The organism is Duganella fentianensis (assembly GCF_009857835.1).
Lineage (GTDB): Bacteria > Pseudomonadota > Gammaproteobacteria > Burkholderiales > Burkholderiaceae_D > Rugamonas > Rugamonas fentianensis.
The window spans coordinates 78,840-94,809 of sequence record NZ_WWCL01000003.1; the positions used below are offsets into that span (position 1 = coordinate 78,840).

The 15,970-nt window shown below is 61.7% G+C and carries 8 protein-coding genes; 7 read left to right on the forward strand and 1 reads right to left on the reverse strand.

Translation table 11 applies throughout. The features are described from left to right. Positions 1-252: 252 nt before the first annotated feature. Positions 253-8,781 (reverse strand): SPM autocatalytic domain-containing protein, encoded by an 8,529-nt coding sequence (locus GTP23_RS13475; RefSeq protein ID WP_161035666.1) that lies wholly within the window; start codon positions 8,779-8,781, stop codon positions 253-255. 809 nt (positions 8,782-9,590) lie between these two features. Between GTP23_RS13475 and GTP23_RS13480 the strand changes: the two genes are divergently transcribed. From GTP23_RS13480 to fabZ, 7 genes are read left to right on the forward strand one after another with little or no spacing between them, the layout of a single operon-like run. Continuing rightward, positions 9,591-10,712 carry a DegT/DnrJ/EryC1/StrS family aminotransferase gene (locus GTP23_RS13480; RefSeq protein ID WP_202412201.1) on the forward strand — a complete coding sequence of 374 codons (1,122 nt, stop codon included), beginning with the start codon at positions 9,591-9,593 and terminating at the stop codon, positions 10,710-10,712. Positions 10,713-10,744: 32 nt separating this feature from the next. Next, on the forward strand, positions 10,745-11,410 hold the full coding sequence (locus GTP23_RS13485) for a NeuD/PglB/VioB family sugar acetyltransferase (protein WP_161035667.1): 666 nt from the start codon (positions 10,745-10,747) through the stop codon (positions 11,408-11,410). Between the two features lie 42 nt (positions 11,411-11,452). Next, entirely contained in the window at positions 11,453-11,692 is a 240-nt protein-coding gene (locus tag GTP23_RS13490) for an acyl carrier protein (protein ID WP_161035668.1), read from the forward strand. A gap of 33 nt (positions 11,693-11,725) precedes the next feature. Further along, on the forward strand, positions 11,726-13,138 hold the full coding sequence (locus GTP23_RS13495; protein ID WP_161035669.1) for an AMP-binding protein: 1,413 nt from the start codon (positions 11,726-11,728) through the stop codon (positions 13,136-13,138). Between the two features lie 39 nt (positions 13,139-13,177). Then, positions 13,178-14,260 carry a LuxE/PaaK family acyltransferase gene (locus GTP23_RS13500; protein WP_161035670.1) on the forward strand — a complete coding sequence of 361 codons (1,083 nt, stop codon included), beginning with the start codon at positions 13,178-13,180 and terminating at the stop codon, positions 14,258-14,260. After that, positions 14,238-15,455, forward strand: a complete 1,218-nt coding sequence (locus GTP23_RS13505) for an acyl-CoA reductase (protein WP_161035671.1) — start codon at positions 14,238-14,240, stop codon at positions 15,453-15,455. Before GTP23_RS13500 ends, GTP23_RS13505 begins: the two co-directional genes overlap by 23 nt. Before the next feature lie 18 nt (positions 15,456-15,473). Further along, positions 15,474-15,956 (forward strand): 3-hydroxyacyl-ACP dehydratase FabZ, encoded by a 483-nt coding sequence (fabZ, locus tag GTP23_RS13510; protein WP_161035672.1) that lies wholly within the window; start codon positions 15,474-15,476, stop codon positions 15,954-15,956. Positions 15,957-15,970 lie beyond the last annotated feature (14 nt).

Consider the following 15,970-nt stretch of genomic DNA (forward strand, 5'->3'; position numbering starts at 1 on the left):
GGCGTCGGCTCCCGAATTATTTAGTAATTTCTAGTGTCACTGCTTGTTACTGCTGGTCGCCACCGCACTTTAAAGACGGCGCGGCTCTCCCGGTTTAGTTCTTAACGTCAATTCCGCAAGCAACTTTAGTACTCCACTGCAAATCCCGGCGACGGCTCCTGCCTCTTCCACGGCTCAGGTGGAATCAGCATCAGCAGAAATGGGAAAAGCTAACTGCCGGTCACTGCATACACAGTGACCGGCAGTTACCGCTTATTTGTGCGGCGCTGCCAGGAAGCCTTGTGCAGACTGCAAGGCTTTCAGGCGCAGACTGTCATCGCTGGCCGTCATTGCAACACTACCCTGACCGGCTGCGACGAAGTGCTGCATGGCGTCCGCCAGCTGGGCTGCGCTGGCAGCCAGTGCACCGCCCGGCAGATCGAGCTGGCCCGTCGCCGCAGCGGCTGGTGCTGCGGCAAAGCTGGACAGCGCCTGGGTCAGACCACTGACGCTGCTGCTCAGGCTGGTAGCCGGCGCCGTCGCGAACCATACATCAGCTGCCGTATGGGTCGCACCGTCGCTGGTTTCGTAGCTCGAGGTCAGGCCCACTACGTTGCCGTTGTTGAGAGAAACGTTGCGGCTGACATCGAGGTTCAGCTTGGTGATGCCCAGCTGATCCAGCGATTGCAGTTCATTGGCCTGGCTGACGCCATCGGCATTGCCATCGACCCAGACTTTCAGGCTGGCGAAGCTGGCGTCCTTGGCATCGACCGTACCATCCTGGTTGCTATCGAGCTCAGCCAGCGCATCGTAGCCGGTGGTGGCTTTCTGGCCATTCGCCAGCGTGGTGCCGGAACCGAACAGCTCGCTACCGTCGTTGATCACGCCATCGCCATTGCGATCCATCACCAGCAGACCGTCGCCGCCACCGATCCAGCCCGTGCTGACTTTGTTGCCGTCCGCAGCCAGATCGAACTGCACGCCCTGCTTGATGCTCAGGGTCTGGATGCCGTTGCCATTCAGATCCAGCGTGATCGGGGTCAGGCTGGCCCAGGCGCGAATCTGGTCAGTGCTCATGGCCTGTACCTGATCGGTGCGCAGTGCAGTCAGCTGGGCTTCCGTCATCGCATGTACCTGGTTGGTGCTCAGGGCCGTGATGTCATTGGTGGTCAGGGCACGCAACTGGTTGGTGCTCAGACCGGCAATCACGCTGGTCGACAGCGCTGCCACGTCACCCGTGGTCAGGGCAGCCACAGCCGCGGTGCTGATGCCGATGAACTGGCGGCTGCTCAGCGCGGCAACCTGCGCGGTGGTGATGCCGGCAGCCTGCTGCGTGCTCAGGCCGGTCAGCTGGGCGCTGGTCAGGGCAGCAAAGCCGGCCGTCGATACGGCGGCCAGATCAGCCGTTTCCAGCGCTGCCAGACTGCGGGTGCTGAGTGCAGCCAACTGTACCGTTGCCAGCGAAGCCGCTTGCGCCGTAGTCAGAGCAACCAGCTGGTTGGTCGACAGCACGTTGATATTGCCACCCAGTGCGGCGACCTGTGCAGTCGACAGATTTTCCACCTGGGCAGTGCTCAGGCCCGTCAGCTGCACAGTACGCAGAGCAGCCACATCGTTGGTGCTCAGGCCACCCAGATCGGCCGTTTCGATGGCGCCCACCGCGTTGCTGCTCAGAGCAGCGATCTGTGCGGTGCTCATGCTGCTGATCTGGTTCGAGGTCAGGGCAACCACCTGGTTGGTGCTCAGGCTGGCGATGGCGTTGGTGCTCAGGGCTACCAGCGATGCGGTCGCCAGCGAGTTCACCTGACCAGTACCCAGTGCCGACACCTGTGCCGTGCTCAGGGCAGCGATGGCAGCGGTAGCGATGGCATTCAGATCCACCGTTTCCAGTGCCGCGACGGCCTGGCTAGTGAACGCAGTAATTTGCGCCGAACCCAGTACTGCCGCCTGATTGCTGCTCAGAGCCACCACCTGATTGGTGCTCAGCGATTTCACCTGATTGGTGGTCAGCGTAGCCACCGCACCGGTGCTCATGGCGGCGAAGTCGGCCGTTTCCATGGCAGCGATGGCGCCCGTGCTCAGGGCGACGACTTGTGCCGTACGCAGCGACGAGGCTTGTGCCGTCGTCAGCGCCACCACCTGGTTGGTGCTCAGCGAAGCGAAGGCGGCGGTGCTCAGCGCGGAGACCTGGCTAGTATCCAGGTTGGCGACTTGTGCCGTGGTCAGACCGACCACCTGTGCGGTGCGCAGGGCAGCCACATCATTGGTGCTCAGGCCACCCAGATCGGCCGTTTCGATGGCGCCCACAGCGTTGCTGCTCAGGGCAGCGATCTGTGCGGTGCTCATGCTGCTGAGCTGGTTCGAGGTCAGGGCCACAGCCTGATTGGTGCTCAGGCTGGCGATGGCGTTGGTGCTCAGAGCGGCCAGCGATGCCGTGGCCAGCGAGTTGACCTGACCGGTGCCCAGTGCAGCGACTTGAGCGGTGCTCAGGGCAGCGATACCGGCCGTGGCGATCGCGTTCAGATCGACAGTTTCCAGTGCGGCGATCGCATTGGTGTTCAGGGCCGACACTTGCGCGGTAGTCAGGGCAGCAGCTTCGCCGGTGCTCAGTGCCACCACCTGGTTGGTGGTCAGCGATTTCACCTGATTGGTGGTCAGCGCAGCGACAGCACCGGTGCTCAGGGCGGCGAAGTCGGCCGTTTCCATCGCAGCAATCGCGCCCGTGCTCAGGGCCACCACTTGTGCCGTACGCAGCGAGGAGGCTTGTGCCGTGGTCAGCGCCACCACCTGGTTGGTGCTCAGCGAAGCGAAGGCAGCAGTGCTCAGCGCGGTGATCTGGTTGGTGTCCAGATTCGCGACTTGTGCCGTGGTCAGACCAACCACCTGTGCGGTGCGCAGGGCAGCGACATCATTGGTGCTCAGGCCACCCAGATCAGCCGTTTCGATGGCGCCGACAGCGTTGCTGCTCAGGGCAGCGATCTGTGCGGTGCTCATGCTGCTGAGCTGGTTCGAGGTCAGGGCCACAGCCTGGTTGGTGCTCAGGCTGGCGACAGCGTTGGTGCTCAGGGCGGCCAGCGATGCCGTGGCCAGCGAGTTCACCTGACCGGTACCCAGTGCAGCGACCTGACCGGTGCTCAGGGCAGCGATACCGGCCGTGGCGATGGCGTTCAGATCGACGGTTTCCAGCGCGGCAATGGCGTTGGTGCTCAGAGCCGACACTTGCGCGGTAGTCAGGGCAGCAGCTTCACCACTGCTCAGTGCCACCACCTGATTGGTGCTCAGCGATTTCACCTGATTGGTGGTCAGCGCAGCGACAGCGGCGGTGCTCAGGGCGGCGAAGTCCGCCGTTTCCATCGCATTGATAGCGCCGGTGCTCAGGGCCACCACTTGTGCCGTACGCAGCGACGAGGCCTGTGCCGTGGTCAGCGCCACCACCTGATTGGTGGTCAGCGAAGCGAAGGCAGCAGTGCTCAGCGCGGTGATCTGGTTGGTATCCAGATTGGCGACTTGTGCGGTGGTCAGGCCGACGACTTGTGCGGTGCGCAGGGCTGCGACGTCGTTGGTGCTCAGGCCACCCAGATCAGCCGTTTCGATGGCGCCGACAGCGTTGCTGCTCAGGGCAGCGATCTGTGCGGTACTCATGCTGCTGAGCTGGTTCGAGGTCAGAGCCACAGCCTGGTTGGTGCTCAGGCTGGCGATGGCGTTGGTGCTCAGAGCGGCCAGCGAGGCAGTCGCCAGCGAAGTCACCTGACCGGTACCCAGTGCAGCGACCTGGCCGGTGCTCAGGGCAGCGATGCCGGCCGTGGCGATGGCGTTCAGATCGACGGTTTCCAGTGCGGCAATGGCGTTGGTGCTCAGGGCCGATATTTGCGCCGTGGTCAGGGCAGCAGCTTCGCCGGTGCTCAGTGCCACCACCTGGTTGGTGCTCAGCGATTTCACCTGATTGGTGGTCAGCGCAGCGACAGCGGCCGTGCTCAGGGCGGCGAAGTCCGCCGTCTCCATCGCATTGATAGCGCCCGTGCTCAGGGCCACCACTTGTGCCGTACGCAGCGAGGACGCTTGTGCCGTGGTCAGTGCCACCACCTGATTGGTGCTCAGCGAAGCGAAGGCAGCGGTGCTCAGCGCGTTGATCTGGTTGGTGTCGAGGTTGGCCACTTGTGCCGTGGTCAGACCGACCACCTGTGCGGTACGCAGGGCTGCGACATCATTGGTGCTCAGGCCACCCAGATCGGCCGTTTCGATGGCGCCGACAGCGTTGCTGCTCAGGGCAGCAATCTGTGCGGTACTCATGCTGCTGAGCTGGTTCGAGGTCAGGGCCACAGCCTGGTTGGTGCTCAGGCTGGCGATGGCGTTGGTGCTCAGGGCGGCCAGCGAAGCCGTCGCGAGCGAGTTCACCTGACCGGTGCCCAGTGCAGCGACCTGACCGGTGCTCAGGGCAGCGATGCCGGCTGTGGCGATCGCGTTCAGATCGACGGTTTCCAGCGCAGCAATCGCGTTGGTGCTCAGAGACGACACTTGCGCCGTGGTCAGGGCAGCGGCTTCGCCACTGCTCAGTGCCACCACCTGGTTAGTCGTCAGCGATTTCACCTGATTGGTGGTCAGCGAGGCAACAGCACCCGTGCTCAGGGCGGCGAAGTCGGCCGTTTCCATGGCAGCGATGGCGCCCGTGCTCAGGGCGACGACTTGTGCCGTACGCAGCGACGAGGCTTGTGCCGTGGTCAGTGCCACGACCTGATTGGTGCTCAGCGAAGCGAAGGCGGCGGTGCTCAGCGCGGTGATCTGGTTGGTATCCAGATTCGCTACTTGTGCCGTGGTCAGACCGACCACCTGTGCGGTGCGCAGGGCTGCGATGTCATTGGTGCTCAGGCCACCCAGATCAGCCGTTTCGATGGCGCCGACAGCGTTGCTGCTCAGGGCAGCGATCTGTGCAGTGCTCATGCTGCTGAGCTGGTTCGAGGTCAGGGCCACAGCCTGATTGGTGCTCAGGCTGGCGATGGCGTTGGTGCTCAGAGCGGCCAGCGATGCCGTCGCCAGCGAGTTGACCTGGCCGGTACCCAGTGCAGCGACCTGACCGGTGCTCAGGGCAGCGATGCCGGCCGTGGCGATCGCGTTCAGATCGACGGTTTCCAATGCGGCAATCGCGTTGGTGCTCAGAGACGACACTTGCGCCGTGGTCAGAGCAGCAGCTTCGCCACTGCTCAGTGCCACTACCTGGTTGGTGGTCAGCGATTTCACCTGATTGGTGGTCAGCGCAGCAACAGCACCCGTGCTCAGGGCAGCGAAGTCGGCCGTTTCCATGGCAGCAATCGCGCCCGTGCTCAGGGCGACGACTTGCGCCGTGCGCAGCGACGAGGCTTGTGCCGTGGTCAGTGCCACCACCTGGTTGGTACTCAGCGAGGCGAAGGCGGCGGTGCTCAGCGCCGAAACCTGATTGGTATCCAGATTGGCGACTTGTGCCGTGGTCAGACCGACCACCTGGGCGGTGCGCAGAGCAGCGACATCATTGGTGCTCAGGCCACCCAGATCAGCCGTTTCGATGGCGCCCACAGCGTTGCTGCTCAAAGCAGCGATCTGTGCAGTGCTCATGCTGCTGAGCTGGTTCGAGGTCAGGGCGACCACTTGATTGGTGCTCAGGCTGGCAACAGCGTTGGTGCTCAGAGCGGCCAGCGAGGCCGTGGCCAGCGAATTCACCTGACCGGTACCCAGTGCAGCGACCTGACCGGTGCTCAGGGCAGCGATACCGGCCGTGGCGATGGCGTTCAGATCGACGGTTTCCAGCGCGGCAATGGCGTTGGTGCTCAGAGCCGACACTTGCGCCGTGGTCAGGGCAGCAGCTTCACCACTGCTCAGTGCCACCACCTGATTGGTGCTCAGCGATTTCACCTGATTAGTGGTCAGCGCAGCGACAGCGGCGGTGCTCAGGGCGGCGAAGTCCGCCGTCTCCATCGCATTGATAGCGCCCGTGCTCAGGGCCACCACTTGTGCCGTACGCAGCGACGAGGCCTGTGCCGTGGTCAGCGCCACCACCTGGTTGGTGCTCAGCGAAGCGAAGGCAGCGGTGCTCAGCGCGTTGATCTGGTTGGTGTCGAGGTTGGCCACTTGTGCCGTGGTCAGGCCGACGACTTGTGCGGTGCGCAGGGCTGCGACGTCGTTGGTGCTCAAGCCACCCAGATCGGCCGTTTCGATGGCGCCGACAGCGTTGCTGCTCAGGGCAGCGATCTGTGCGGTACTCATGCTGCTGAGCTGGTTCGAGGTCAGGGCGACCACTTGATTGGTGCTCAGGCTAGCGACAGCGTTGGTGCTCAGAGCGGCCAGCGAGGCAGTCGCCAGCGAATTCACCTGACCGGTACCCAGTGCAGCGACCTGGCCGGTGCTCAGGGCAGCGATGCCAGCCGTGGCGATGGCGTTCAGATCGACGGTTTCCAGTGCGGCAATCGCGTTGGTGCTCAGGGCCGACACTTGCGCGGTAGTCAGAGCAGCAGCTTCGCCGGTGCTCAGTGCCACCACCTGATTGGTGGTCAGCGATTTCACCTGATTGGTGGTCAGCGAAGCAACGGCGCCCGTGCTCAGAGCGGCGAAGTCGGCCGTTTCCATGGCAGCGATGGCGCCCGTGCTCAGGGCCACCACTTGTGCTGTACGCAGCGAGGAGGCTTGTGCCGTGGTCAGGGCCACGACCTGATTGGTGCTCAGCGAAGCAAAGGCGGCAGTGCTCAGCGCGTTGATCTGGTTGGTGTCGAGGTTGGCCACTTGTGCCGTGGTCAGGCCGACGACTTGTGCGGTGCGCAGGGCTGCGACGTCATTGGTGCTCAGGCCACCCAGATCGGCCGTTTCGATGGCGCCCACAGCGTTGCTGCTCAAAGCAGCGATCTGTGCAGTGCTCATGCTGCTGAGCTGGTTCGAGGTCAGGGCCACCACTTGATTGGTGCTCAGGCTAGCGACAGCGTTGGTGCTCAGGGCGGCCAGCGAGGCAGTCGCCAGCGAATTCACCTGACCGGTACCCAGTGCAGCGACCTGACCGGTGCTCAGGGCAGCGATGCCGGCCGTGGCGATGGCGTTCAGATCGACGGTTTCCAGTGCGGCAATCGCGTTGGTGCTCAGGGCCGACACTTGCGCGGTAGTCAGAGCAGCAGCTTCGCCGGTGCTCAGTGCCACCACCTGATTGGTGGTCAGCGATTTCACCTGATTGGTGGTCAGCGAGGCAACGGCGCCCGTGCTCAGAGCGGCGAAGTCGGCCGTTTCCATGGCAGCGATGGCGCCCGTGCTCAGGGCAACCACTTGTGCCGTACGCAGCGAGGAAGCTTGTGCCGTGGTCAGGGCCACCACCTGATTAGTGCTCAGCGAAGCAAAGGCGGCAGTGCTCAGCGCGTTGATCTGGTTGGTGTCGAGGTTGGCCACTTGTGCCGTGGTCAGACCGACGACTTGTGCGGTGCGCAGGGCCGCCACATCGTTGGTGCTCAGGCCACCCAGATCGGCCGTTTCGATGGCGCCCACAGCGTTGCTGCTCAGGGCAGCGATCTGTGCGGTACTCATGCTGCTGAGCTGGTTCGAGGTCAGGGCCACCACTTGATTGGTGCTCAGGCTGGCCACACCATTGGTGCTCAGGGCGGCCAGCGAGGCAGTCGCCAGCGAATTCACCTGACCGGTACCCAGTGCAGCGACCTGGCCGGTGCTCAGGGCAGCGATGCCAGCCGTGGCGATGGCGTTCAGATCGACGGTTTCCAGCGCAGCAATGCCATTGGTGCTCAGGGCTGCAACCTGTGCCGTGGTCAGCGCGGCGGCCTGCGTGCTGGTCAGCGCGACGACCTGATTGGTGCTCAGCGATTTCACCTGATTGGTGGTCAGCGCCGCAATCGCTGCGGTGCTCATGGCTGCCAGATCCACCGTTTCGATTGCGACCAGTGCATTGGTGCCCAGCGATGCCACTTGCGCCGTACCCAGCGAAGAAGCTTGCGCCGTGGTCAGCGCGACAATCTGGTTGGTGCTCAGCGAGCTGAAAGCGGCGGTGCCCAGCGCACCGACTTGCGTGGTCGACAGATTGGCAACCTGGTTCGTGCTCAGCCCCGTCAGTTGCGCAGTGCGCAGTGCTGCAACGTCCTGCGTGCTCAGGCCACCCAGATCGGCGGTTTCGATGGCGCCCACAGCGTTGCTGCTCAGCGCGGCAATCTGTGCCGTACCCATGCTGCTGATCTGGTTCGAAGTCAGGGCCACGACCTGATTGGTGCTCAGGCTAGCCACGGTACTCGTGCTCAAGGCTGCCAGCGAGCCGGTGGCCAGCGAATTGACCTGGCCGGTGCCCAGTGCGGCCACTTGCGCAGTGCTCAATACCGCGATACCGGCAGTGGCGATGGTATTCATGTCCACCGTTTCCAGCGCTGCAATCGCATTGGTGCTCAGGGCCGCAACCTGGGCCGTGGTCAGCGCCGCAGTTTCGCTGCTGCTCAGTGCCACCACCTGATTGGTGGTCAGGGCCTTGATCTGATTAGTCGTCGCGCCCACCAGTGCACTGGTTTGCAGGGCGGCGATATCAGCCGTGGACAGACTGGAAAAATTCAGCGTAGTCAGTGCGCCCAGCTGGCGCGACGACAGCACCGAGGCTTGTGCCGTCGTGAGCGCCGCTGCCTGGGTCGAACTCAGCCCATAGGCCAACTGAGCCGTACTCATCACGGAGATCGAACCGGTCGAGAATGCCCGAATCTGATCGGTACTCAGAGCGATCAGGTCTGCGGTGGCAATGGTTGCAATCTGGCTGGTGTCCAACGTTGCAATTTGCGCCGTACTGAAAGCGATAAATGGGCTAGGCATTCTATTTCTCCTGAAGGGTACTACTGCATTCTGCTCACTGAGCAATTCGGGTTACAGGAACGGCCTCTTACCCGAATCCTGAAATTTTTTTGTTTTCAATCACTTACCACTTGTTCGCCGGTGGCGGGATACCCCTTCGTGAGGCCACTCCTGCACCAGACAGCCAACTTTTACTACTTGCCACAAAGAAATCCAACTGTTTTACAGGGCAAAATCACCTGTCGTCTTCCGTATAACGGCGCCGTTTTGAATTTCATTAAGTAAACTTTTGCCCCTAAGCGAAATTTCTTTGCCGTGAGGAATCCTTAGATTGATGGAAAGAAATATTACTTTCCAAGAGTCAATTGTACTCCTGTTGCTATCTTGCGCGAAAACATTTTCGCTATCGGAAATCGCTCTAAGGTATTGAAAAATAATGAGTATTCTTTACAAAATGTCTGCATTTCCTTCGCCGCAACAATTCCTATTCCTTTCCGCAGGCAAAATTCTCCCCTCCCGGCAATACGGGTAAATTTTCAATAAGGCAACAAAACTCGCCCCGACTGTATTCTGCCCACAGCAGATGACGTCTGAATGACGGAACTGAGGGAGGTTTATCCCTCTGATTATCAATTTGATAATTCGCAAGCAGGCAATTGCCGCGCTTTTCCTCACCTGTTCTGCTCATAGGAAACCCGGCTGACGAGTTATAGTAAGTAGACGTCGCATGCTGTCTGTGAAAGTTCCACCGGCCGTAGAGGCGATGACGTAAAATTCCCGCTCCGGCCAGCGCCGAGCGCCCACCGATCTCTCAGGTACATATGGAAAGCATGAAAAAAGCGGATCCGATCTATGTCACCCAGCCGGCCCTGCCGCCGCTGGCGGAATTCCTGCCCTATCTGGAACAGATCTGGAATAACAAGGTCCTCACCAATGGCGGTCCGTTCCACCAGCAACTGGAGCAGGAACTGTGCAAATACCTGGGCGTGGAACATCTGGCGCTGTTTTCGAACGGCACGCTGGCTCTGCTGACCGCTTTGCAAGCCCTGCGCATCACGGGCGAAGTCATCACCACGCCGTATTCGTTTGTTGCCACGAGCCACTCGATGTTGTGGAATGGCATCAAGCCTGTGTTTGCCGACATCGATCCGCACACCTTCAATCTTGACCCGGCGCGCATCGAAGCAGCCATCACCCCGCAGACCACGGCCATCATGCCGGTGCACTGCTATGGCCGCCCCTGCGATGTCGAAGCGATCCAGAAGATTGCCGACAACTACAATCTGAAGGTCATTTACGACGCCGCCCATGCTTTCGGCGTGCGCACCGAGCAAGGCAGCATCCTCAACGCGGGCGACCTGTCCGTGCTGAGCTTCCATGCCACCAAAGTCTTCAATACCTTCGAAGGCGGTGCCATCATCTGCAAGGATGCCACCACCAAGACCCGTATCGACCGCCTGAAAAACTTCGGCTTCGTCAACGAGACCACCGTGGTCGCGCCCGGCATCAACGGCAAAATGAGCGAAATCAATGCAGCCTTCGGCTTGTTGCAATTACAACACGTCGATCAGATGATAGAGCGCCGCCGCGCCATCGACCGCGCCTACCGCGAAGGCCTGGCCGGCATCCGGGGCATCAGCGTACCCGGCTATCTGGGCGAGGCGGCCGCCAACTATTCCTATTTCCCCGTGCTGATCGAAGCCGACTACGGCCTGAGCCGCGACGGCCTGTACGACAAGCTCAAGGAACACGAGATCTACGCGCGCCGCTATTTCTATCCGCTCATTACCGATTTCCCCATGTACCGCGGCCTGCCGTCGGCCACGGCGGAGAATCTGCCGGTGGCGACGGAAGCGGCAGCCAAGGTGCTGTGTTTGCCGATCTACCCCAACCTGACGGAAGCCGATGTGCAGCGCGTGATCGCCATCTGCGCCGAATACGGCCGGAGCTAAACCAGCATGAATAAGTACAAGGAAGTTGCCGTATGAAGCTGTTCGTCTACTGTGCCGGCGGCTTTGGCAAGGAAATCTACGATACGGCCAAGCGTGCCAATCAGGCCAGGCCGCAATGGGATGCCATCTATTTCATCGATGACACCATGGAGTCGGGCAGCACCTACTATGGCACCACGGTGTACACGCTGGATGGCGTGCTGGCCGGCTTCGACCTGAACGAAATCGAAGTGGTGATCGCCAATGGCGAGCCGCTGTACCGCAAGAAAATCTACGAAAAAATCCACGCCCACGGCATCCGTCTGGGCCGGGTGATCGACCCCAGCGCGGTGATTTCCGATACGGCTACACTGGCACCGGGCGTGGTGGTCACGCCTTTCTGTCTGGTGGCCAGCGATGCCGTCGTCGGCCTGAACGTGGCGCTGAATGCACGCGCCATCATCGGCCACGACATCCGCCTTGGCGCCCATGGCGTCGCTTCGTCCATGGCCAATGTGGGCGGTGCCTGCGTGGTGGGCGACGGCTTTTACATCGGCATGGGCGCGCTGATCAAGGAAAAGCTCACCATAGGCAGCGAAGTCATCATCGGCATGGGTTCGGTGGTGCACAACGATATTCCCGACGCCATGATCGCGCTGGGCAATCCGGCCCGTCCCATGCGGCCAAATGTCGATAAAATAGTGTTCAAAAAGAACTAAACTAAAGCAGCAAACAACCATTCACAGCAAGGATAGAGAGCGATGAGCAATATCGAGAAATACACCCAGGTTTTCATGGACACCTTCTCCGTGAGCAAAGACCAGCTGAACGACCAGTTCGTCTACCAGTGCATTCCCGCCTGGGATTCGGTCGGTCACATGGGCCTGATCTCGGCACTGGAAGATGCGTTCGACATCATGATGGAAACCGATGACATCATCGATTTCGGCTCCTTCACCACGGGTATGAAAACCCTGGGCAAGTACAACATCGAGTTCTAAACCGGCGCCATGCCGGCCCAGCAGATGGCCTCCATGAATTTCTATGATGAGCTCGAGCGCTACAGTGACCGTACGGCACTGATCACCGAGCAGCACGGTCACACCAGCTACGGACAGCTGGCGCAGACTGCCGATGCGCTCGGCGCTGCGCTGCCGCCGCACAGTCTGGTGCTCTGCCTGTGCGACAACAATCTGGAATCCGTGGCCGGCTATCTGGGCCTGCTACGGCGGCGCTGCGTCCCGCTGCTGGTTAATAGCAGCATCCACCCGCAGCTGCTGGACAATCTGCTGCAGACTTACCAGCCTGCCTATGTGTATCTGCCGCAGGCACAGGCGGCCAGCGTGGCCGGCCGCAGCGTGCACCAGTGCGGCGACTACAGCCTGCTGGCCACCGCCTACGCCGATGCGGCTACCGCGCCAGCGCTGGCGCCGCCACTGGCCCAGCTGCTGACCACCTCGGGCAGTACGGGCAGCCCCATGCTGGTACGCCAGTCACACGGCAATATCCAGAGCAATGCGGCAGCCATCGCCGACTATCTGGCCATCAGCAGCGACGACCGTCCCATCACCACCCTGCCGCTCAGCTATAGCTACGGCCTGTCCATCCTCAACAGCCATCTGCTGCAGGGCTGCGCCATCATCCTCACTACGCGCAGCCTGATGGACAAGGAATTCTGGGCCCTGCTCAAGCGCGAACAGGCTACCACTTTCGGCGGCGTACCGTATGTGTACGAAATGCTCAAGCGCCTGCGGCTGGGCCGCATGGACCTGCCCAGCCTGAAGACGCTGACGCAGGCCGGTGGCCGGCTAGGGCCGGAACTGTCGGCCGAATTCGCTGCCCTGTGCGCGGACAAAGGCTGGCGTTTCATCGTCATGTACGGCCAGACGGAAGCTACCGCGCGCATGGCCTATCTGCCGTGGGAATACGCCCAGAGCAAGGCCGGCAGCATAGGCATCGCCATACCGGGCGGCAGCTTTACGCTCGAAGACGAACACGGCGCCACCATCACCGCCGCCGAGACCGTGGGCGAACTGGTGTATCGCGGCCCCAACGTCACACTCGGCTATGCCAGTTGCGCCGCCGATCTGGCGCGCGGCGACGATAACCACGGCGTGCTGCACACGGGCGATATGGCCAAGCGCGATACGGACGGCTTCTACACCATCGTCGGGCGCATGAAGCGCTTCCTGAAACTGTTCGGCAACCGCGTCAATCTGGAAGAAGTGGAGCAGCTGCTGCACGCCGCCGGCCACGAGGGTGTCTGCCACGGCGTGGATGACCATCTGCGCTTCTACAGCACCAGCACCGATGCGGCCGAACATGCGGCCATCAAAGCGTTTCTGGTCGAGCGCACAGGCCTGCACGGCTCGGCTTTCGAAGTACGCCAGATCGACGCCATCCCGCGCAATGCCGCGGGCAAAATTCTGTACGCGGCGCTGCCATGAGCAGCGCGCCCCTCAGTCAACGGGAAAGGCAGGACTTGCGTGTTCGCGCTTAACGACATCCTCGATACACCACCGTTCTCGCTAGATCGCGCGCACAAGGCAGCGCTCTACCGCGACGCACTGGGCCAGCTGACGGCGCAGCACTATGCGGCCTGCGAGCCGTATCGCCGCCTGCTCGACGTGCTGCACTACGACGTGCAGCAGCCGCACGCAGTGGAAGACATACCGTTCCTGCCGGTGCGTCTATTCAAGGAATACGATCTGCTCAGCGTGCCGCGCGAAGCGGTGGTGAAAACCATGACCTCGTCGGGCACCAGCGGCCAGCGCGTCTCCAAAATCTTCCTCGACCGCGACACCTCGACCAACCAGACCAAGGTGCTGACCAAGATCGTGGCCGACTTCATCGGCAAGAAGCGTCTGCCCATGCTGGTGATCGACTCGCGCGCCGTGATCAAGGACCGCAATCTGTTCTCCGCACGGGGCGCCGGCATCCTCGGCTTTTCCATGTTCGGTCAGGACGTGACCTATGCGCTGGACGAGCAGATGCAGCTCGATCTGCCCACTGTGCAGGCGTTTCTGGAGAAGCATCAGGGCAGCCCCATCCTGCTGTTCGGCTTCACCTTCATGATCTGGCAGCATTTCTACAGCGCGCTGCAGTCCAGCGGCGTGCGCCTGCCGCTCGAGCAGGGCATCATGATCCACGGTGGCGGCTGGAAGAAACTGATCGATAGCGCGGTCGATAGCACCACCTTCAAGCAGCGCCTGCAGGAAGTGTGCGGCATCACCCGCGTCTACAACTATTACGGCATGGTGGAGCAGACCGGTTCCATCTTCATGGAATGCGAAGCGGGCCACCTGCACGCTTCGATCTTCTCCGACATCATCATCCGCGACCACCGCGATTTCAGCCCGCTGCCGCATGGCCAGCCGGGGCTAGTGCAACTGCTGTCGCTGCTGCCATCCAGCTACCCCGGCCATTCGCTGCTGTCGGAAGATCTGGGCCAGATCATCGGCGAGGACGATTGTGCCTGCGGCCGGAAAGGGAAATATTTCATGCTACACGGCCGCATCAAGAGCGCCGAAGTCAGGGGGTGCAGCGATGCCTATGCTGCCGGCGCCTGACGCCCATCTGCAATATCTGCTGGCACCGGCCGATGGCCAGCTGTGCACGCGCCCGCTAACGCCCTACCACACGGCGGCACTGGAGTTCCTGCAGCAGGTTTCCAGCCTGCTGATGACGGATGCGGAAGCCAAAACCTTCCCCGATGTGATCGCGTTTGCCTACTGGTGCCGCAAAGCCCATCTGGCGCGGCTGCAGCAGGACTATCAGGAAAGCCATGCACGGCTGGGGCTGGGTATGGTGTACCACATCGCGCCCGCCAATGTGCCCGTCAACTTCGCCTTCTCGCTGGTGTTCGCCATGCTGGCCGGTAATGCCAGCGTGGTACGCGCACCGAGCAAACCGTTTGCGCAGGTGCAGATCATCTGCCGCGCGCTGCGCACGGTAGCCAGCCGGCCTGAACATGCGGACATCGCCGCCATGCTGGCAGTAGTGCAGTACGCCCAGAACGATGCCATCACGGCAGCGTTTTCCGCCCTGTGTCAGGCCCGCATCATCTGGGGCGGCAATGCCGCCATCAGCGCCATCCGCCAGCTGCCGATCCCGCCGCGCAGCGTGGAAGTGGCGTTTGCCGACCGCTATTCCTTCTGCGCCATCGATGCGGCCAGCATTCTGGCCGCCAGCGAGGCGCGCCTGCAGGCGCTTGGTGCCGGCTTCTACAACGATGTGTTCCTGATGGACCAGAATGCCTGCTCCTCGCCCCATCTGGTGGTGTGGCTGGGCCAGCCCGAGGCCCGTGCAGCGGCCAAGCAGCGCTTCTGGCAGGCCGTGTATGCGAGCACGGCGGCCCAGCTGGAATTGCAGCAGGTGCACGCGGTCGACAAGTACACGCTGCTGTGCCAGAACGCCATCGAACTCGATAACATCAGCGGTTTCGAGCATGAGGGCAATGCCGTCTACCGGGTCGCGCTGTCCAGCCTGCCGGACAGCATGGACCAGCTGCGCGGCAAATACGGCATGGTGTACGAATACGAGACGGACGACCTGCATCAGGTGGCCCATATCGTCAACAACAAATACCAGACGCTGACCCATTTCGGCCTGAGCCGCGAGCAGGCCACCGGCTTCGTGCTGGATAACCGGCTGGCCGGCATAGACCGCATCGTGCCTATCGGTACGGCGCTCGATATCGGCATCATCTGGGATGGCTACGACATGGTGCGCACGCTGTCGCGCATCGTCGATTTCAAATCATAAAAACCGTAAGGAAACGGCATGACTACCGAACAAGAAGGCTTTAGCCTGAACTGCGTCCAGCTGCAAGACTACCAACCCAACCGCTATCCCTTCCTGATGATAGACCACGTCGACTGGGTGGTGCCGGGCAAGAGCGCCAAAGGCTACAAAAACCTGACCCTGAACGAATGGTATTTCCCCCAGCACTTCCCCGGTGCGCCTAACATGCCCGGTGCCCTGCAGCTGGAAGCGCTGGCGCAGATGCTGACGGTGGCCATTACCACCCTGCCCGGCATGAAAGGCAAAGTCACCCATGCCTTGCAGCATCTGGTACGTTTCCGCAAAGAAGTGCTGCCCGGTGATAAATTCGTCATCGAAACGGAAGTGCTGTCGTGGAAGCGCGGCATCTGCAAAGGCCGCGGCGTGGCCTATACCAATGGCGAAGTGGCGTGCGAAGCGGACATGCTGATCACCATCCCCGACATCCTCGAGCAATACCTGCCGAAAAAACCGCAAGCCTGAGCACTGAGCTGGCT